15 protein-coding genes are annotated in these 19,728 nt (G+C 37.8%); 6 read left to right on the top strand and 9 right to left on the bottom strand.

What is annotated here, in order from left to right; genetic code table 11:
* Positions 1-75: 75 nt before the first annotated feature.
* From HA632_RS09525 to HA632_RS09505, 5 genes are all read right to left on the bottom strand, one after another.
* Entirely contained in the window at positions 76-1,173 is a 1,098-nt protein-coding gene (locus HA632_RS09525) for a hypothetical protein (protein ID WP_176306940.1), read from the bottom strand.
* A 35-nt stretch (positions 1,174-1,208) separates the two neighbouring features.
* On the bottom strand, positions 1,209-2,585 hold the full coding sequence (locus HA632_RS09520) for a T9SS type A sorting domain-containing protein (protein WP_176306939.1): 1,377 nt from the start codon (positions 2,583-2,585) through the stop codon (positions 1,209-1,211).
* Positions 2,586-2,733: 148 nt separating this feature from the next.
* Positions 2,734-4,446, bottom strand: a complete 1,713-nt coding sequence (locus HA632_RS09515) for an AraC family transcriptional regulator (RefSeq protein WP_176306938.1) — start codon at positions 4,444-4,446, stop codon at positions 2,734-2,736.
* A 217-nt stretch (positions 4,447-4,663) separates the two neighbouring features.
* Complete coding sequence (gene odhB, locus HA632_RS09510) at positions 4,664-5,890, bottom strand: 2-oxoglutarate dehydrogenase complex dihydrolipoyllysine-residue succinyltransferase (RefSeq protein ID WP_176306937.1); 1,227 nt, start codon at positions 5,888-5,890, stop codon at positions 4,664-4,666.
* Positions 5,891-5,983: 93 nt separating this feature from the next.
* Positions 5,984-8,755 (bottom strand): 2-oxoglutarate dehydrogenase E1 component, encoded by a 2,772-nt coding sequence (locus HA632_RS09505; RefSeq protein ID WP_176307179.1) that lies wholly within the window; start codon positions 8,753-8,755, stop codon positions 5,984-5,986.
* A 116-nt stretch (positions 8,756-8,871) separates the two neighbouring features.
* Here HA632_RS09505 and HA632_RS09500 point away from each other — a divergent pair, with 116 nt between their 5' ends.
* Both HA632_RS09500 and HA632_RS09495 read left to right on the top strand, forming a co-directional pair.
* Complete coding sequence (locus HA632_RS09500; RefSeq protein WP_228778770.1) at positions 8,872-9,420, top strand: hypothetical protein; 549 nt, start codon at positions 8,872-8,874, stop codon at positions 9,418-9,420.
* A 3-nt stretch (positions 9,421-9,423) separates the two neighbouring features.
* Positions 9,424-9,810, top strand: a complete 387-nt coding sequence (locus HA632_RS09495) for a hypothetical protein (RefSeq protein ID WP_176306936.1) — start codon at positions 9,424-9,426, stop codon at positions 9,808-9,810.
* On the opposite strand, the gene HA632_RS09490 is transcribed toward HA632_RS09495, so the two are convergent.
* Positions 9,807-10,157: a hypothetical protein gene (locus HA632_RS09490; RefSeq protein WP_176306935.1), complete on the bottom strand. Its 351-nt coding sequence runs from the start codon at positions 10,155-10,157 to the stop codon at positions 9,807-9,809. The two genes, HA632_RS09495 and HA632_RS09490, sit on opposite strands and share 4 nt — an antisense overlap.
* A 79-nt stretch (positions 10,158-10,236) precedes the next feature.
* The gene (locus tag HA632_RS09485) at positions 10,237-11,211 is read right to left on the bottom strand and encodes a polyprenyl synthetase family protein (RefSeq protein WP_176306934.1); all 975 of its coding nucleotides are present in this window, start codon (positions 11,209-11,211) and stop codon (positions 10,237-10,239) included.
* A gap of 149 nt (positions 11,212-11,360) precedes the next feature.
* On the opposite strand from HA632_RS09485, the gene HA632_RS09480 reads away from it, so the two are divergent.
* The 4 genes from HA632_RS09480 (at position 11,361) to HA632_RS09465 (ending at position 18,023) form a co-directional block, all read left to right on the top strand.
* The gene (locus HA632_RS09480; protein WP_176306933.1) at positions 11,361-11,954 is read left to right on the top strand and encodes a TetR/AcrR family transcriptional regulator; all 594 of its coding nucleotides are present in this window, start codon (positions 11,361-11,363) and stop codon (positions 11,952-11,954) included.
* A gap of 10 nt (positions 11,955-11,964) precedes the next feature.
* Complete coding sequence (locus tag HA632_RS09475) at positions 11,965-13,305, top strand: TolC family protein (protein WP_176306932.1); 1,341 nt, start codon at positions 11,965-11,967, stop codon at positions 13,303-13,305.
* 10 nt (positions 13,306-13,315) lie between these two features.
* On the top strand, positions 13,316-14,455 hold the full coding sequence (locus HA632_RS09470) for an efflux RND transporter periplasmic adaptor subunit (protein WP_176306931.1): 1,140 nt from the start codon (positions 13,316-13,318) through the stop codon (positions 14,453-14,455).
* Positions 14,456-14,555: 100 nt separating this feature from the next.
* Complete coding sequence (locus tag HA632_RS09465; RefSeq protein WP_176306930.1) at positions 14,556-18,023, top strand: efflux RND transporter permease subunit; 3,468 nt, start codon at positions 14,556-14,558, stop codon at positions 18,021-18,023.
* A 68-nt stretch (positions 18,024-18,091) separates the two neighbouring features.
* Here HA632_RS09465 and HA632_RS09460 read toward each other — a convergent pair whose 3' ends face one another.
* Together HA632_RS09460 and HA632_RS09455 are read right to left on the bottom strand one after the other, a co-directional pair.
* A complete protein-coding gene (locus HA632_RS09460; RefSeq protein WP_176306929.1) occupies positions 18,092-18,436 on the bottom strand; it encodes a toxin-antitoxin system YwqK family antitoxin in 345 nt (114 codons plus the stop codon).
* A gap of 174 nt (positions 18,437-18,610) precedes the next feature.
* On the bottom strand, positions 18,611-19,603 hold the full coding sequence (locus HA632_RS09455; protein ID WP_176306928.1) for a TlpA disulfide reductase family protein: 993 nt from the start codon (positions 19,601-19,603) through the stop codon (positions 18,611-18,613).
* Positions 19,604-19,728: the final 125 nt, after the last annotated feature.

Raw genomic sequence — 19,728 nt, 5'->3', positions numbered from 1 at the left:
TGTTAGGCATTATGATTCTTTCAACTACAATTATCATTAGCCATAATTACACAACTTTTTCTTTAATACTGTTGACTACTTTTCTAGTTTCAACCAAAAGAAGTCATTCCATCCTTCAATAAGTCGGGTTGGATCAGTATTTTTAGATCGGTCTTGTTCCGGAATCAATACTATTTTTTTGTCTTTAACCGTGAATTTGTAAAGTCTTGGATTGGCTTCTCCTTCAACAGTCAATTCGATTCTGTAACTACCATCCGTTAAATCGGCAAATTTAATTTCACCCGGTTTGTTCACTAATTTGAACGCACATTGATTATCGTTCCATTTGGCTTGCTCAACTTGAGCTGTGTTTGGGCCGTTACCGTAATGTTGTGCATACAATTTGTTGTCTTTGAACATATTTACCGACCATTTTACACTTTTATTCGTTTTTCTGCTGTTAGACGGATTCGGCATAAACTCTTCGTGCGTAAGGTAGAATCCAAAAAGAAGATTCCCGGTATCGGCATGATTTAAATAAGCAAAGTTATTCCATGGACCACGAACCACATACATTTCATTCATCGCCGCATAAGCATCATTATTGGTTAATTTTACCAATTCAAAGTCGAAGGAATAAAACATTTTGTCACCGGCATAAAAATCCAAACGATAATTCCCCGGACCCCAGTCTGTAATAAATGATTCTGAATGTCCTACCCATTCGCCATCACGTTGGTAACGACTGGTCGGCTCATTGAACTTGGTCTTCTTTCCGTCATCAAAAACTTGGTTACCGGAGTATTCAAAATAGTTCATGTATTGATTGTCTTTGAACACCTTGATTCTTAAATACTCCGACTGATTCTCAAAATGATGAACTGTTTTTCCATCAACCGTTTTGTTAGGAATGAAAGTCGCAGTATAACTGTTAATGGTACCAGCCGTGGTTCCGTAAAGAAGAGAGCTAAAGGTTATCGCCGGTGTTTGTTTGAACTGTGTCCAATCTAATTTTAAACCTGTCGGGAAACCGCCGCCGCCTTTTTTCTTTTTTCCGCCTTTGGCTTCACTGGCTTTATCTACAACTTCTGAAGCTTGAGAAGCTTGGTTTTTTGCTTTGTTTAATTTGTTTAATAACTGTGCCTGGCTATTCACTGTAAAAGCGATGCAAGCCAGCAAAATGATTTTTTTCATCTTTAATTTTTATAAAAATAGATTAGTACTGTGGATTATTCCTTTATAATTTTCAATGTTTTTGCTTCGTTATCAGAAGTTACTTTTACTAAATAAGTTCCGGCAGACAAAGCGGTAACGTCTATCGAAGTTTCGTTGTTGCTTAAAGATTTTGATAAAATTTCTTGTCCTAATAAATTATAAATAGAAACAGTTGTAATTTCCTTTTCAAGCGAAAAGTTTAATTTATTGTTGACAGGATTTGGATATACTTTTAATTCGTTTAAGGCAAAATCTTCATTAGAAAGTGCTGAAGGATAACAAGAAATGTAAGTAAGTGAATTTTTCTGAGTAGTTGTTCCGTCTCCTAATTGTCCGGAACTATTCCTTCCTGTTACTCTAATAAAACCGTCTTGGTTTGTATTTAAAACGTGATAATATCCTGTTGCAATTTTTTCAGAATCAGTAAAACTTCCAACTTGAGTAAACACAAACACATTTGTAGTGCTACTTGTACCATTACCTAACTGTCCTTCTTCATTTCTACCCGCACTCAAAAGCGTTTTGTTGTTTTTAATAGCATAAGAAAAATACTGACTTGCTGATACATCTTGCCAATTAGTATCAGTTCCAATCTGAACAGGAACATTGGATGAAGTAGGAGATGCATTCCCAAACTGTCCATTTGTATTTGATCCCCATGCCCATAGTGTTCCATCTGTTTTTATACCTAAAGAATGATTGTAACCTCCACTTACTTTTTGCCAATTAGTTGCAACTCCTACTTGTGTTGGCACTGAATAAACTGAAGTTGTTGTACCTAATCCTAATTTTCCATTAGCATTTTCGCCCCAAGCCCATAGTGTTCCATTAGACTTTATAGCCAAACTATGACCATATCCTGCTGAAATGCTTTGCCAATTTGTATCTGTTCCTATTTGAACTGGTGAAAATCTAAAAACACCCGTATTATCTCCTAATTGACCATAATCGTTTCTTCCCCATGCCCACAAAGTACCATTGCTTTTTAGAGCTATACAAAAATAGTCATTCGAAGATATACTTTGCCAATTAGTATCCGTTCCTACTTGTGTAGGTACAAGAAATGTAGAAGTTGATGTTCCCAATCCTAACTCACCATTCCCGTTCCAACCCCAAGCCCATAAAGTGCCATCTGTTTTAATTGCATAAGAAGCCGAAAAACTAGCACAAACTTTTAACCAATTGTTATCAGTTCCAATTTGTGTGGGTGTAGTTTTATTAATTGTGGTATTGTCTCCAAGTCTTCCATTACCATTAGAACCCCAAGCCCAAAGTGTTCCATCATCTTTGACAGCTAATGAATGAATGTAACCCGCACTAATACTTTGCCAGCATTGGGCAGATAATTGTAATGATATAAATATTAATAGAATAGTAATGGTTCTTTTCATATTAATTGTTTTGGATTAAACTTTTGTGAATTTTGATTTAATTCCCGCCAAAACTATGCGATAAGAACGCTCAGACCAATTTGTTTATTGGACTATTTATAAATAATCGATAGCTTAAATAAGATGTATTTTTTTGATTTTAAAATACTTACTCCGTATTTTTCAACTTTTCGATATAATAATTGGGTGAAAGACCGGTTTGCTTTTTAAAAACGCGAACCAATGTGTTGGCATCTTTATAACCTACTTCTTCGGCTATAGCCTGTAATGTATATTTGCGAAAATAGGGCGCGTCAACTAGCTTTTGCAACACGTAATGGATGCGCAATTCTTGGGTATATTCCGAAAAAGATTTTTGCATGACCTGATTGAAATATTGGGATAGATAGGCCGTATTGGTATTTAATTTTTTGGCCACAAAAGCCAACTTAAAATTCGGATCTAAATACGCTTCTTTCTGCTCTAATTTTTTTAATCCTAAGGCCATTTTCCCGATAAGATCTTCATCCAGAATCTGCTTTGGTTGTGTCTCCGTTACTATGGTATTGATGGGTATTTGATGGAGCTCTGAGTCTTGAGATTCTTTTAGGTCTTGAATAATTTGCAAAAATCGATGGTGTTTTTCTTTCTGATTTTTGTAGTAGAAATAAAAACTGAAAACAACAATCGCTAAAACGATTAAAATACAGAAAAGAGAAATTTTAAAATAATTCCTTGAGGCAATAACCTGGTTAGATTCTTCTTTAATCACCGCTAAATCATAGTTGTGCAAAAAATTTAAAGAGTTGTTTTTAATGCCTTCAATAGATTGAATTAAGGCTAAACTTTTTTGGGCATATCGATAAGCATTTTTGGTGTCTTTTTTTTCATTGTAACATAGAGTCATGATGTTATAGGCCATCAACAAATTTTCATTAGACACTTTAGTCTGCTGATAACTTTTTATGAATTTTTCACCGTAGTAAAAGGCGGAATCAATTTGCTTAAGATGATAAAAACAATCGGCCATTCCTAAATCAAACATCTGCACGGTTCTGATATGCTCTTGAATAACCGAGAACTTTTTCCCTTTTCGGTACAATGCTAATGATTGATGGTAATCTCCCGCTAAAGCCGCGCTTTTTGCTTCACGCATGTTTAATAATGCTTTCGTATACTCAGGATAAAAATTATCTTGGAGCAACATCTTTGCCGCTGCCTTAAAGTAATAATTTGCTGAATCTAAAAAAACTGTTTTTTTGGACTGTATATAATACTGTTGATAGGCTTCGCCTATGAAATTGTATTTGTCTGCAAATAATTTTTTATTCATTACTTTTTTTTCACCAACGCCTAATTTCAGGTGTGGTGAAGTCTTTAACTCACGCTTCAACAAAGCAATCCCGTTAACATAATCACCCAAAGCCACTTTTACTAACCCATATTGTTCGTTAAAATGAGTGTTGGGCAAACGCTTTTTATATTTATCCAAATAAAACAAGGCCATGTCATATTCTCCCAGATTCTTATGAATGTAGAAAAGTTTGTTAACACACATTCTCATCAAATCTTGGTAAACTTGGCTTGATTTGGGAATATTACTTTTTTCAATATTCCCCATAAGTGACAAGAGAAGTTGTTTGGAATGAGCAAACTCGGATTTATTATAAAAGTAATTGGCGACATAATAGTTGCCGAAAAAACGAGACAATTCGTTTTTAGCCTTAGTCATTTTCAAAGCTTCTGCATAAGCTTGGTCAGGGTTAGAAATAAGCAGTTCTTGGATGCTTCGGGTTCTTTTAATCTCAGACTCATTTAACTCCTGTGCAAAAGCCGAAGAAAACGATAATAGTATTATAAAATGACAGATAATTTTAGACATGGGGAAAGAGAAAAATACTGCTGAAAAAATTTAAGGTGCTAAAATAAATAATAACCCATAGTTTTTTTGATAAATCATCACTAAGAATCGTTTTTTATTCTTTACGCTTTACTTTTTTTAAATTTAACCAGAACCTTTTTGCAAAAAAAATCCCGTCTCGTTTACAACAAGACGGGATTTACATATATAGGCGCCTCATCCGAGGCAGGTAGAAACCCTATAGCTCTAAAGCTTTCTTAGGGTTGTTGTTCATCAAAATTTCCACCGGATTTTCTAACGCTTCTTTAACGGCAACTAGGAATCCAACCGACTCACGTCCGTCGATGATTCTGTGGTCATAAGACAAGGCTACAAACATTACCGGAGCGATAACGATTTGTCCGTTTCTTACGATTGCTCTTTCCACTACATTGTGCATTCCAAGAATACCGGATTGTGGTGGATTGATAATTGGCGTACTCAACATACTTCCGAAAACACCACCGTTAGAGATAGTGAAAGTTCCTCCCGTCATTTCGTCTACGGTGATTTGTCCGTCACGAGCGCGAATCGCTAATCTTTTGATTTCGGCTTCCACACCTCTGAAAGATAAAGTTTCGGCATTTCTCATTACCGGAACCATCAAGCCTTTCGGACCTGAAACCGCTACTGAGATATCACAGAAGTCATAAGCAATTTTCTCTTGTCCGTCAATCATCGAGTTTACGTCAGGATACAATTGCAAAGCACGAGTTACGGCCTTGGTGAAGAACGACATAAAGCCTAATCCTAAACCGTGTTTGGCTTTAAACTCTTCCTTGTATTGCTCACGCAATGCGTAGATATTGGTCATGTCTACTTCGTTGAAAGTCGTCAACATAGCCGTTTCGTTTTTCGCAGATACCAAACGCTCGGCTACTTTACGACGCAACATAGAAAGTTTCGTTCTTTCTGAACCACGGCTACCACCGGTTGGTGTTCCCATAGAAGGCACAGCATTAACCGCATCTTCTTTAGTGATTCTACCGTCTTTTCCAGTTCCAACGATATCAGCAGGTTGGATGTTTTTTTCGTCTAATATTTTACGAGCGGCCGGGGATGGCGTTTGGGCTGCATAAGTTGCTGCTGCCACCGGAGCTGCTTTCACTTCCTCTTTTTTAGGAGCTTCTGCTTTTGGCACTTCTACTTTTACTTCTTCTTTTGCCGGAGCACTTCCGTTTGGTTTGGCTGCGCTAGTATCGATTAAACAAACTACGGCACCAACGGCTACTGCGTCACCTTCTTCTGCTTTTAGCGTGATGATTCCACTGGCTTCTGCCGGTAACTCTAAAGTGGCTTTGTCAGAATCAACCTCAGCAATGGCTTGGTCTTTTTCTACATAATCGCCGTCTTTTACCAGCCAAGTTGCAATTTCTACTTCTTTAATCGATTCGCCCGGTGATGGGACTTTCATTTCTAAAATCATGTCTGTAATTTTATAGTGTTGTTCTTGTTTATCTTTTTTCTAGCCCCGACCTGCCTGCCGTCAGACAGGTTGCAGCGGGAAACAGCTCCTAAATTATCTGAATAAATTCTTGTCGAATACCATTCTGATGGCATCGGCATGTCTTCTTCTGTCACGTGTATGACTTCCGGCGGCCGGAGCAGCATACGCTTTTAACGAAGCCAATCTCCATTGTACCAAGTCGAAATTCATTAGCATATAACTGTAAGCACCCATGTTTTTTGGTTCTTCCTGAGCCCAAACGAAATCGTCGGCATTCGGATAACTCGCTATCACGGCTTTCAATTGCTCTACCGGTAACGGGAACAACTGCTCAATGCGTACCAAAGCTACATCATTTCGGCCTAAATTTTCTCTTTCGGCTAAAATATCGTAATAGAATTTTCCGGTACAGAAAACCAGTGTTTTTACTTTTTTCTTGTCGATTGATTGGTCATCAATCACTTCTTGGAATTGACCGTTGTACAATTCTTCACGAGTGGAAACGCACAATGGGTGGCGCAACAAACTTTTTGGTGAGAATACCACCAACGGTTTGCGGAATTTGGTTTTCATTTGGCGACGCAACAAGTGGAAGAAATTCGCCGGCGTGGTACAATCGGCTACGTACATATTGTGTTTCGCACACAACTGCAAGTAACGCTCCATACGAGCCGAAGAGTGCTCTGCTCCTTGTCCTTCGTAACCGTGAGGCAATAATAATACTATTCCGTTTTGGTTGTTCCATTTGTCTTCCCCACAAGAGATGTATTGGTCAATCATGATTTGGGCACCGTTAGAGAAATCTCCGAATTGTGCTTCCCAAATCGTTAATGCGTTTGGATTGGCTAAGGCATAACCGTAGTCAAACCCTAAAACGCCATACTCTGAAAGGAAGGAATTGAATACATTGAACTTCCCTTTCTTGTCTTTAACTGCATTCAACAAAATTACTTCTTCTTCGCTGTCTTCTACTTTTACTACGGCGTGACGGTGCGAAAAGGTTCCTCTTTCTACGTCTTGTCCTGAGATACGAACATCGTAACCTTCGGTTAATAGTGAACCGTAAGCTAATGTTTCCGCAGTTCCCCAATCGATAGCGTCGTTGTTGTACATCGTTTTTCTATCGGTAACAATTTTGGAAATCTTGCTGATGAATTTTTTATCTGATGGTAAAGTTGAAATGGTTTCTAAGATGGCGTCCATTTTCTTTTTGTCGAATTTTGTATCAACTGCTTTCAACATTTCGTCATCCGAAACCTGAACAAAACCTTCCCAAGCATCTTGTAAAAATGGTTTAATAATCGTCAAATCTTTTTTACGCGAAGCTTGTAGATTTTCATCCAACTTGGCTTTGTACTCGTTTTCTATTTTGGTCACATAAGCGGCATCAACAATTCCCGCTGTGATTAATTTCTCAGAGTAAATGTCTCTCGGGTTTTTGTGACGGGCAATCAATTTGTATAAAAGCGGTTGCGTAAAACGAGGTTCATCGCCTTCGTTGTGACCGTATTTTCTGTAGCCTAATAAATCGATGAATACATCTCTTCCGAATGCCATTCTGAAATCTAAGGCAAATAACATTGCATACACTACTGCTTCGGCATCATCCGAATTCACGTGAAGAATTGGCGACAAAGTCACTTTGGCCACATCGGTACAATAGGTTGACGAACGCGCGTCTAAATAATTGGTGGTAAAACCAACTTGGTTGTTGATGACAATATGAATCGTTCCGCCGGTTTTGTACCCATCTAATTGGGCCATTTGCACAATCTCGTACACAATCCCTTGTCCGGCCACAGCCGCATCACCGTGAACGGCAATTGGCAATACTTTAGAGAAATCTTCCGGGAAATATTTGTCTTGTTTGGCACGGGTAATTCCTTCAATCACGGCACCAACCGTTTCCAAGTGGGATGGATTCGGAGCCAAATTGATGTTGATTTTTTTACCCGATTGGGTTTTTCTTTCCGAAGTCAACCCTAAGTGGTACTTCACGTCGCCATCGAAATATTCTTTATCGTAATCTTTTCCGTCAAATTCAGAGAAAATGTCCTGTGTGGCTTTGCCGAAAATATTGGCTAAGGTATTTAGTCTTCCTCTGTGCGCCATTCCCATAACGAAATGCTCTACGCCTTTTTCAGCTGCCGATTCAATCAGTGCGTCTAATGCCGGAATGATACTTTCACCACCTTCAAGCGAGAATCGTTTTTGCCCAACATACTTTGTATGCAAAAAATTCTCGAAAGAAACCGCTTCGTTTAATTTGCCCAAAATGTGTTTTTTTTGTTCGGCATCAAAACTCGGTTGGTTGTCATTTTTATTGATTCTTTCTTGAACCCAATTGACATAAATCGGATTTTCCATGTGCATGTATTCGATTCCAATGTGTTGGCAATACATGCTCTTCAAATGAGCAAGAATTTGTTTTAAAGTAGAGGGTTGTTTTCCTAAAATTTTGGCTGCATCAAATACGGTATCCAAATCAGCTGAAGTCAGACCAAAGTTTTCGATATCCAAATTTGGCTCGTATACTCTACGGTCACGAACCGGATTGGTTTGGGTAAATAAGTGACCGCGGGTTCTGTAGCCGTCAATCAACTTTAGTACATTGAATTCTTTTTGCAATTTATCAGAAACCTGTCCGTTTTGAGGAACACTGGCAGCATAGTGCGCCAATTCCTGTACGGCATTCTCTTCGTTATAGGTTGCCATTCCAAAATCAAAGCCTTGAAAAAAGGCTCTCCAACTTGGCTCTACGCCATCGGGATTTTGAAGGTATTGTTCGTATAAATCGGCAAAAAATTCGGTGTGTGCTGCGTTTAAAAAGGAAAACCTATCCATGATTTTATCGGTAAATAATCTTTGTATTAGAAAATCAGTTGCAAAAGTATGACATTTGTAATAATCTTTCAATCATTTTAGTATATTTATAACGCTAATTAACTATATATATTTCTATGAAAAAGAATACTTTCATGACACTAGCCAAACGAGGGTCTTTGACGTTCTTTTTAATCCTTCCTTTTGTAGTTTTTTCACAAGAGCCAACCCAAACCCAAGCGGAAACGGAAAGCTTTTGGGATCATGTCCAATTTGGTGGCGGATTGGGTGTAGCCATCGGCAATGATTTTACCGATATCACCGTTGCGCCGAGTGCGATTTACAATTTTAATGAGCACTTTGCTTTGGGTACCGGCTTACAATACAGCCGTTTGAAGCAAAAGAATTTTTACGCTTCTAATGTTGTTGGCGCAAGCATTGTAGGACTGTACAATCCTATAGAGGAAATCCAACTTTCATTAGAATTAGAAGAAGTGCATGTGAACACCACTTACGATGATTTGTATGATAGTGTAAAAAGAAGTTTTTGGAATACCGGTTTATATGTTGGCGCCGGATACCGAGCGGATAATGTTACGATTGGCGCTCGATTCAACTTGTTGTTTGACAAGGACAAAGATTTGTATGGCGATGCGTTTATGCCGTTTATAAGAGTTTATTTTTAAGAGATGAAAAAGCTATTTTGTTTATCGTTTTTGTTTTTCAGCTTGTGGGGGTTTTCACAAAATCCTGTTTCGTTTGTATTGGGTAAAACCAACCGCACCTTTTCTTCTAACACACCCACTTTTAGTCTAAAAGACATTTCTTTCAACTTGACTCTTTCGGACAAAAAAAGTTATACTGACAAGTATTTTCTAAGCATTTACAATCCGATGACGCAAATGAATGACCAGTATGTTACTGTCAGTGACCAATATCATTTAAGCAATTACAAGTCGTTTCCGATTTATAATTTTGACGGAACAAAAATAGATTCCTTGAATCCGAATGGGGTTTCCGACATGGGAAGTGCAATTGCGAGCGGGATTTTGAATCTGTTTTTCGAGAAATTTTAATATTTGTTTCTAAACCAAACTTTCATCCATTCTCTTCTTAGAATTAAAAAGGCGATTTGTTCGGCGAGTTCGACCGTGTCACTGCCGTCCAATTGCTTGACGTTTTCCTCGGGCACATCGATGATGTAAAGCAAATTGAGCAACTCGGCGTATTTGTACTGGATTAAGCGGTAAATTTTTTCGTGGAGTTGCACTTTCAATTCATAAGGCGAAGTGCTTTGCGGAAAATCGACTGCTTCGTTGGCAAAGTTGAAATCTTTGTTGAGTTGCTCAATGAGTTTGGCGTACAAGTTTTCTTTCTCGGCTTCCGAAAGTAATTGGTCGGTATTTATCGGTGCAACAAACAAATTGATTTTTGATTTATGGTTAATAATTTCTGATTGCAGATTTCAAACTGAACACTAGAAACTGAATACTGGACACTTTTTAAACATTTCTGCTCATCAATTTATCACCGAAAGCTCTCAAAACTGCTTTTTTGTCTTCACTGATGTTCATTTTTTCTAAGGTGTCAAAAGCCTTTAAAGTATAGTCCTGAATGGCGCTTTGGGTCGCATCACTTGCTCCGGTTTGGTTAAAAATTTGTTTCACCGAATTGATTTTATCAGTATTATCGCTTGGCTGAATGGAGAACAAATGGAGCAACTGTTCTTTTTCTTCCGCTTTTGAATATTCTAAAGCTTTGAGATAAAGATACGTTTTTTTATTCTCAATAATATCGCCGCCCACTTGTTTTCCGAAGGTTTCCGGATTGCCAAACGCGTCTAAATAATCATCTTGCAACTGGAACGCAATCCCTAAATTCAATCCGAAATCGTAAATCGCATTAGCATTTTCAGTAGAAGTTTCGGCCACAATCGCACCCATTTTCATAGCAGCACCAACCAAAACAGCAGTTTTGTATTCAATCATTTTCAAATATTCGGGAATCGTAACATCATCACGGGTTTCAAAATCGACATCGTATTGTTGGCCTTCACAAACTTCCAAAGCGGTTTTGCTGAATAATTTGGCCAAATCTCTAAAGACGTTCGGCTCATAGGTTTCAAAAAATTGGTACGCCAAAATCAGCATCGCATCGCCTGAAAGTATGCCGGTATTTAAATCCCATTTTTCATGCACCGTTTCGTTTCCTCTTCTAAGTGGCGCATCATCCATAATATCATCATGAATCAATGAAAAGTTGTGAAAAACCTCTACAGCGGTTGCTGCTGCTAATGCTTTTTGGCAATCGGCATCAAAAACTTCTGCGGCCATTAAAGTCAATATCGGACGTAATCTTTTACCGCCTAACGAAAGAATATACCGAATCGGTTCATATAAATTATTAGGCTCTTTCTCGAGAGTCAGTGTATTAAAATGGGAAACAACAATGTCTTGGTAATCGGAAATGGCGCGCATGAAAAAATATTTTCGGCTAATTTAGGTTATTCTGACCGCATTACAAAAGTGTGTTTTTGGGCCAATGTTAAATTTACGTTAATACTTTGGAAACTATTTTAGTGTTAAAAGTTTCCATATTATTTTTGCGCCATAATTTTAACATGATCATGAAAGAGAAAATCATCAAAAAAGCGACAGAAATGTTTTTGAAACTGGGTTTCAAGAGTGTCACCATGGATGATATTGCCTGTGAAATGTGTATTTCCAAAAAAACGATTTACAAATATTTCAGCAACAAAGAAAAACTCATTGAAGAAGGCACAGAAGTGGTACATCAAAAAATACATACCTTGATGGACAGTGTTGTGGCACAAAATCACAATGCTATTGCCGAAAATTTTCAAATCAGGGAAATGTTCAAACAAATGTTCCAATCCTTTGACCAATCTCCGGCCTATCAGCTCAAAAAACATTATCCTGAAATTTACGAAAAAATGATGTGCAACGAAATTGAAGATTGCAGTCATATGTTCCGCCAAAACATCCAAAAAGGGATCCAAGAAGGTTTGTACCGCAAGGAAACCGACATTGAAGCCGCAGTGAAATTCTATTACACCCTTATTTTTTCCATTAACGAAAACACGATGTTGGAAAAAGAAGCCTACGAACTAGAGGCCAAAGCGCTTGAATACCATACCAGAGCCATTGCGACAGCCGAAGGAATTATTGAACTCGAAAAACATTTAAAATCAAATCTATAATCATCAATCTATGAAAAACAACTTAATATTAACTTTACTCTTGATGGTAAGCAGCTTACACGCTCAAGAACAAAAGGAAAGCTATTCTTTCAGCTTGCAACAAGCGATTGAACATGCCGTAAAAAACAACTATTCGGCCATCAATGCCAATAGAGATATCGACGCGGCTAAGCAAAAGAAATGGGAAACCACTGCAGCGGGTTTGCCGCAAATCAATGCCGGTTTAGATTATCAAAACAATTTTGAATTGCAAAAATCCCTAATTCCGGCTGAGTTTTTTGGTGGAAATCCGGGCGAATTTGCCACAGTAGCTTTTGGAACCAAACACAACATGACCGCTCGCGCCAATTTAAGTCAGCTGATTTTTGACGGTTCTTATATCGTAGCACTTCAAGCATCCAAAACGTATTTGAAATACTATGAAAACGCCAAACAAAAAACGAGTTCTGAAATCAGAGAAATGGTCATCAATGCTTACGGTAATGTGCTGTTAGCCCAGGAAAGCATCAGTATTCTTGAAAAAAACAAAGCTACTTTATCTAAAACCCTAACCGATACCGAAGAGACGTATAAAAACGGTTTAATCGAAGAAGAAAATGTAGAACAATTGCAAATCACTTTAGCCTCTATCAATAGCAATTTGAACAATACCAAAAGATTGTTGGATGTGGCTTATAAAATGTTGAAATACACTTTAGGTATCGACCTTGATGCGGAATTAAAATTAACCGATAAACTTGACAGTCTTTCAGTTTCCAATTTGGATTTGGCTTTTAGCCAAGGTGCATTTGCCGTAACCAACAACATTGATTACCAAATGGCCACGAATTTTCAAGAGCAAAGAGCTTTAGAACTGAAATTAGAAAGAAGCAAAGCATTACCGTCATTATCGGCTAATGTTAACTTTGGTTACAATGCGTTTAACGACCAATTTGCGTTTTTCCAAAAAGACCAAAAATGGTTGAATTACTCCAATTTAGGCGTGAGTTTAAATGTGCCTATTTTCAGCAGTTTAGGTAGAAGTGCGAGAACCCAACAGGCCAAAATAGCTTTGGAACAAGCCAAAACCAAACTTACTGAAACCGAACAAGCCTTGAAACTGCAATACGAAAAAGCCAAAAGCGAATTTGAATTCAGCATTGAAGAATATGCAACTTCTAAAAGCAATTTGAATTTGGCCGAACGTATTGAAAGAAAGCAACAAATCAAATTTACCGAAGGCTTGTCCTCCAGTTTTGACTTTAGCGAAGCCCAAAGACAATTGTACACAGCGCAACAAAACTACCTACAATCCATGGTAAACATCATCAATAAAAAAGCAACTCTTGAAAAAATTATCAACAAAAACTAATCTATACAAAATGAAGAAGACAATTATACTTTCCCTTTTAGCCGTAGTTCTTTACGCTTGTGGGAACAAAGAAAATACGCAATCACTGGACAAACTGATTGAAAAGAAAGACGTAGCCGGATTGCAAGCCAAAAAAACCGCTTTGCAAGCTGAAATTGCCAAAATTGAAGAAGCATTAGCCACCTTAGACGTCAAAAAAGAAGAAGCTCTGGTTTCGGTATTGACCGTTAAAGACACTGTTTTCAATCATTATATCGATATCCAAGGAAGTGTGGATACCAAAGAGAACATCTTGGTACAACCGGAATTCAGCGGAACCTTGACTTCACTAATGGTAAAAGCCGGACAAAAAGTTTCCAAAGGACAAATCTTGGGTCGTGTGGATGATGCCGGAATAAGCCAACAATTGGCTAGTGCCGAAAATCAATATGCTTTGGCTAAAACCACGTACGAAAGACAAAAAAATCTTTGGGACAAAAAAATCGGCTCTGAAATTCAGTATTTACAAGCACAAACCCAAATGGTTTCTGCCCAAAAAGCCGTAGCCCAAATCAAAGCCCAATTGGCTAAAACTGTTATCCGCGCACCATTCACCGGAACCATCGACGAAGTTTTTGTAGAAAAAGGCGAAGTTGTTGCGCCAAGTGCACAAGGCTTAATGCGAATCGTTAACCTAAGCAATATGTATGTGTACACAACCGTTCCGGAAACGTATATCGGAAAATTAAAAGTCGGTACTGAAGTAGATGTGTTTTTGACTTCTTTGGGCAAAACCTATAAAGGAAAAGTACGTCAAATTGGTAACTTTATCAATCCAAGTAACAGAAGTTTCGGAATTGAAGTAAGCGTTCCTAACCCGGAAAACTTATTGCGCCCTAACCAAGTGGCCAAACTAAAAATCACGGATTACGTCAATAAAAATGCGATTGTAGTGCCAACCAATGTGGTTCAGGAAGATGGTACCGGAGATAAATTTATCTATGTTGTGGAAGGCAGCAACGGTAAAACCGGTACGGCAAAAAAAGTGGTAGTTACTGTTGGAAAATCATCTGACAATGTTACCGAAATCCTAAGCGGTTTATCGGCCAATGATATTATTGTCACCGAAGGTGTAAACAATATCTCTGAAGGCATGAAACTTAATTTCTAATAATAGTTGATGGTTATTAGTTGATAGTTGATGGTTTCCAACCAATTACTAACAACCAATTACTAACAACCAACGACCAACAACCAACAACTTATAAAATATGAGTCATCAAAATAAAGAATTCGGTATATCGAGTTGGGCAGTCGACAACAGAGTCACTGTATATATCTTCACTTTTCTGATTGTTGTTACCGGTTTGATTGCCTACGTAACGATGCCGCGTGAGGATTTCCCGGAAATCATCGAAAATAAAGTTTACATTTCTTCAGTGTTCCCAGGGAATTCTGCAGAAGATGTTGAAAAATTAATCATCAAGCCCCTGGAAAAGGAATTCAAAAATATCAGTGGTATTGATAAAATAACCGCCAGTTCCTTTCAAGATTATGGGATGATTATCGTTGAATTTGGCGATAAAGTAGGCATCGAAGAAGCTAAAACCAAAATCAAAGACAAAGTCGATATCGTTAAAGCCGATACCGATTGGCCCAATTTGGACAACGGCAGTAAAGTGGAACCCAATGTTTTCGAATTGAACATTTCGGAAGAAGTGCCCATTTTGAACATCAATTTAAAAGGGAATTACACTACGCAACAACTTAAAAAGTATGGTGAGAAATTGCAGGATGACATTGAAGAAATCGCCGAAGTAAAAAAAGTAGACATTCTCGGAGTAGATGACAAAGAAGTGGAAATTGCAGTGGATATCTTCAAAATGACTGCGGCTCAAGTTTCTTTTGACGACATTCAAAATGCGGTACAGTATGAAAACATGACGCTTTCTGGTGGAAATTTAACTTCTCAAGGTTCTCGAAATAACATCAGAATCGTAGGAGAAATCAAAGATCCGAAAGAACTTGAAAATGTAATCGTTAAGTCTTTTGGCGGAAGTGTTTACTTAAAAGACATTGCATCCGTTAAGTTCAAAGAAAAAGAAAAAACGACTTATGCCCGAGAAAGAGGGAAAGAAGTAGTAATGCTCAACGTGAAGAAACGTTCGGGTCAAAACATGATTTCCGCCATAGATCAAGTCAAAGAAAAAATTGAAATAGCCAAAGAAAATTATTTGCCTAAAGATTTAAAAATCGACTTGACCAACGACCAATCGTCACGTGTAGAACACCAAGTGGACGAATTGTCCAATCACATTATTTTCGGGATTATACTGGTAATGATTGTGTTGATGTTTACCATGGGATTGAGAAACTCTTTATTCGTTGGTGCTGCTATTCCTTTGTCAATGCTAATGGCCTTTAGTATCCTTTCCGCCTTTGGAATGACTTTGAATACAATGGTGCTATTTGGTTTGGTAATGGGATTGGGAATGTTGGTGGATGACGGTATTGTGGTGGTCGACAACGTATTTGCCAACATGAAAAAAGGCATGCCGCGTATACAAGCATCGAAAATCGGTATCGGCGAAATCGCTTGGCCGGTAATTTCGTCAACGGCAACTACCTTAATGGCATTTTTACCGTTCGCTTTGTGGCCCGGAACTATGGGTAAATTTATGATTTATTTTCCGCTAACGCTTTCGGTAACATTGGGTGCTTCGTTATTCGTGGCAATGATTGTAAATGCTGCCATGACCGGAGGTTCTATGGATATTGAAGACCGAAATGTAACCAACAAATCGGCCAAAACTTATTCGATTATTTTCGGAATTACAGCCGTTATTTTTGTAGTTCTCGGCAATGTATACGATTCAAAATTAGGAAGAGGAATTGGGCATTTAGCCTTAATTTCACTAGGATTAATGTGGTTGTACAAGATTAAGTTGTACCAATGGACCCAAGATTTCCAACACAATTTCTTCCCGAGAATGGAGGAAAAATACAAACGCTTTTTGGCCAAAATCCTAACCGGAAGAAATGCTTGGATTGCGTTGGGAAGTATCATCGGTATGTTGTTTTTGTCCTTTATTCTATTGGGTGTATTCCCAAGAAAAGTATTGTTCTTCCCGGACAACATCCCGAATCAGGCGATTGTATATATCGAATATCCGCAAGGAACTGATATTGAAAAAACCAACAAAGCTACTTTATATGTAGAAAAACAAGTAATCAACATCTTAAACAAATATGTTGACCCGAAAACCAACGAAAATTTCTTAGCTGAAAGCATCGTTTCACAAGTAGGTGTTGGCGCCGGAAATCCGAATGTGGATGCCGGTTCGGCTTCGGAAACTCCTTTTAAAGGAAAAGTAACGGTGAACTTCTCGGAGTTTAAATTCCGTCAAGGCATTAATACCTCAGACGTTTTAGAAGAAATCCGCGGCAAAGTAAAAGGCATCGCCGGAGCGATAGTTACCGTGGAAAAAGACGCTAATGGTCCGCCGGCAGGTTATCCGATTTCAGTACAATTAACCGGATCTGACTATGACGAAATGATTGCCCAAGCAGATAAAATGATTGCTTTTATCAATAGTAAAAATATTCCCGGAATTGAAAAACTAAGTGTTGATGTCAACAAACAAAGTCCGGAGTTGGAAGTGACGGTTGACCGAGTAAATGCGGGAAGTGCCGGCGTTTCAACCGGACAATTAGGATTCAATTTGCGTCGTTCAGTTTACGGTCAGGAAATCTCGACTTATAAAGAAGGTGATGACGACTACAACATCGTGGTGCGTATGCAGGAAGACCAACGCAAGAATGAGAACATTTTGTTCAATCAATCGTTGACTTTCAGAAACCAAAACAACGGTCAAATTGTACAAGTGCCTATTTCGGCGGTGTCTGAAACGGAGAAAACGTATACTTATAACCAAATCAAAAGAAAAGGATACAAACGCATCATGACGATTTACTCCAACGTTTTGACCGGTTATAACGGAGATGAAATTACCAAACAAATTGCCACCGAATTAAAAGGATACGAATTACCGAAAGGCATCACTTATTCTTTCTCGGGTGTACAAGAAGAACAAGGTAAAAACCAAAGCTTCTTAATGTATGCCTTGTTCTTAGCCATGGCGGGAATTACCATAATTATTGTATTGCAATTCAACTCGGTTTCTAAAACCATCGTGATTTTGTTTACGGTATTGTTGAGTTTCAGTGGGGTTTTCTATGGTTATGTGATTGCCAATATGGATTTTGTTATCCTGATGACCATGATGGGTATTATTTCTTTGGCCGGAATTGTAGTAAAGAACGGAATCGTATTGATGGACTTCTTCGTCTTATTATTAGATAAAAAAGTAGCCGACAAAGCGGTGGAAAGCCATGATGATTTATCATTAGAAGAAATCAAAGAAGTGATTATCGAAAGTGGAAAATCGCGTTTGCGTCCGGTATTGTTAACCGCATTGACAGCCGTTTTAGGATTAATTCCTTTGGCTATCGGTCTGAACTTTGACTTCTTCGGATTGATTACCGATTTGAATCCGCACTTGTATATGGGTGGAGACAACGTAATTTTCTGGGGACCATTGGCTTGGACAATTATCTTCGGATTGACTTATGCCACTATCTTAACCTTAGTAATGGTACCGGTAATGTTCTTCTTAGTGAAACGAACCAAATACTGGTTGCGTGACCGAAGAGAGAGAAGAAAGGCTATCGAAGCGTAATGCTATCAAACATTCATAAAAAAAGGAACTCCAATGGAGTTCCTTTTTTTTGAGATAATAATTAACTATTATTTATTTACTATTGCTTGTTGTGTCCAAGTCTTAACTGAAGCCACACGACTGTCAGCATAATCTACTTCACTTAACAATTTGTCATTCCAAAATAACCATTTTCCGGTTTTTTCTCCGTTAGCATATTCTCCAACAGCTTTTTTATTTCCGTTTTCGTCAAAAGCTACCCATTGTCCGGTAATCTTTCCGTCTTTAAAATATCCTTGTTGTTGCACTTTACCATTTTCATAGTAATAGGTTGCTTTTACTAAATCTCCTTCTTGTTCTAAAACCGGTTTAGCCGTTTGAGCAAAACCAAATCCTGAGATTAAAAATGCTCCTAAAATCAATATCTTTTTCATAATCGTAGGTTTAAGTTGTTCATAATTACATAACAAAGCTACTATTTAATTTACAATAAAAAAACTTTTGCTTAACAATTTGGTAACATTGGATGAAAACTTAACATTGGGATTTATTTTTGAAAACAAAAAAACCACCCATGTGGGTGGCTGAAGTCTTTATTTTACTGGTTTTTAGTTCAGTAATTTGTTCAATTGTTCCTGAAGCCTTGGGTCCGATGGTCTTTTTGCATCGGCGTCAACTACAATCCCCTTTGGATCAATTAATATAAATCTCGGAATCGAATTCACTTCAAAGGCTTTTACAAATTCGGTTTGATTCGCCTTAGCAGCATACAATTGGGTTCCGGTTAATGCTTTTTCAGTAACAAAGGTTTTCCATTTCTCATAATCTTTTTCGGCATCAATAGAAACACTCACAAATTCTATGTTTTTACCATGAAAAGTTTCTTCCATTTTCTTTAAAGAAGGAATCTCTGCTCTACATGGTCCGCACCAAGTTGCCCATAAATCCACGTATACATATTTACCTTTCAAACTTTCCAAAGTAGTCTTTCCTCCTTTATGATTTTCAAAGTCGAAATTAGGCGCCGCCACATTGTTCATTTTTTTCTTGGCTTGTGACATCATATAATATTGTTGCAGTTGCCCAATGTTAGCTTCGGTTCCTTTCTTCAACATATCTTTCAAATTGGCATCAATTTTTGAAGCTTCTAAGCTGGCTATTTGAGTAGCTTTTAGGTCTTCCGCAGCTTTTTTGAAACCTTCAGCATCCAACTCTAACATGGTTTGAAAATCAATTTCATTTTCTTGTAAAGTTCTTTTGGCTAAAAAATTGTTCTCTACTGCTCCGTTTCCGGTAAAGGCAATACTCTCATCAAACTTGGAAGCATCCATGGTCATTTTTAAATCATAACCGTTCTTCAAATACAAATTGGCATATTCTACACCATCAAACAGTTGGTACAATCCTTCTTTAATAGCAAAAGTGGCTTTAAAATTGCCTTTAGCATCTGCCTCAATTTTTTGGACTGTTTCTCTACCGCTGTTTATGGAAAGTGTATTGCCGTTCTTGTTGGCAATCACTGCCTGAAAAGTCATCGTTTCCTGAGCAATGGCCAGAGATGAAATAAATATGGTTAAAATAAAGCTAACTATTTTCTTCATAAGTGTGTTGTTTAATTTTTTAAGATATCAAATATACTGGTTTTGTCCATTCGAAAATTAAAGATTAACTTAAATTTGATTTGCTACTTCGAACGTTTAATTGGTATAAGTTTTTTACTTTTGCC

This window comes from Flavobacterium sp. J49 (assembly GCF_011742145.1).
Taxonomy (GTDB): Bacteria; Bacteroidota; Bacteroidia; order Flavobacteriales; family Flavobacteriaceae; genus Flavobacterium.
The sequence above is the reverse complement of the archived record's forward strand: the minus strand, read 5'-3'. Positions and strand labels throughout refer to the sequence as shown.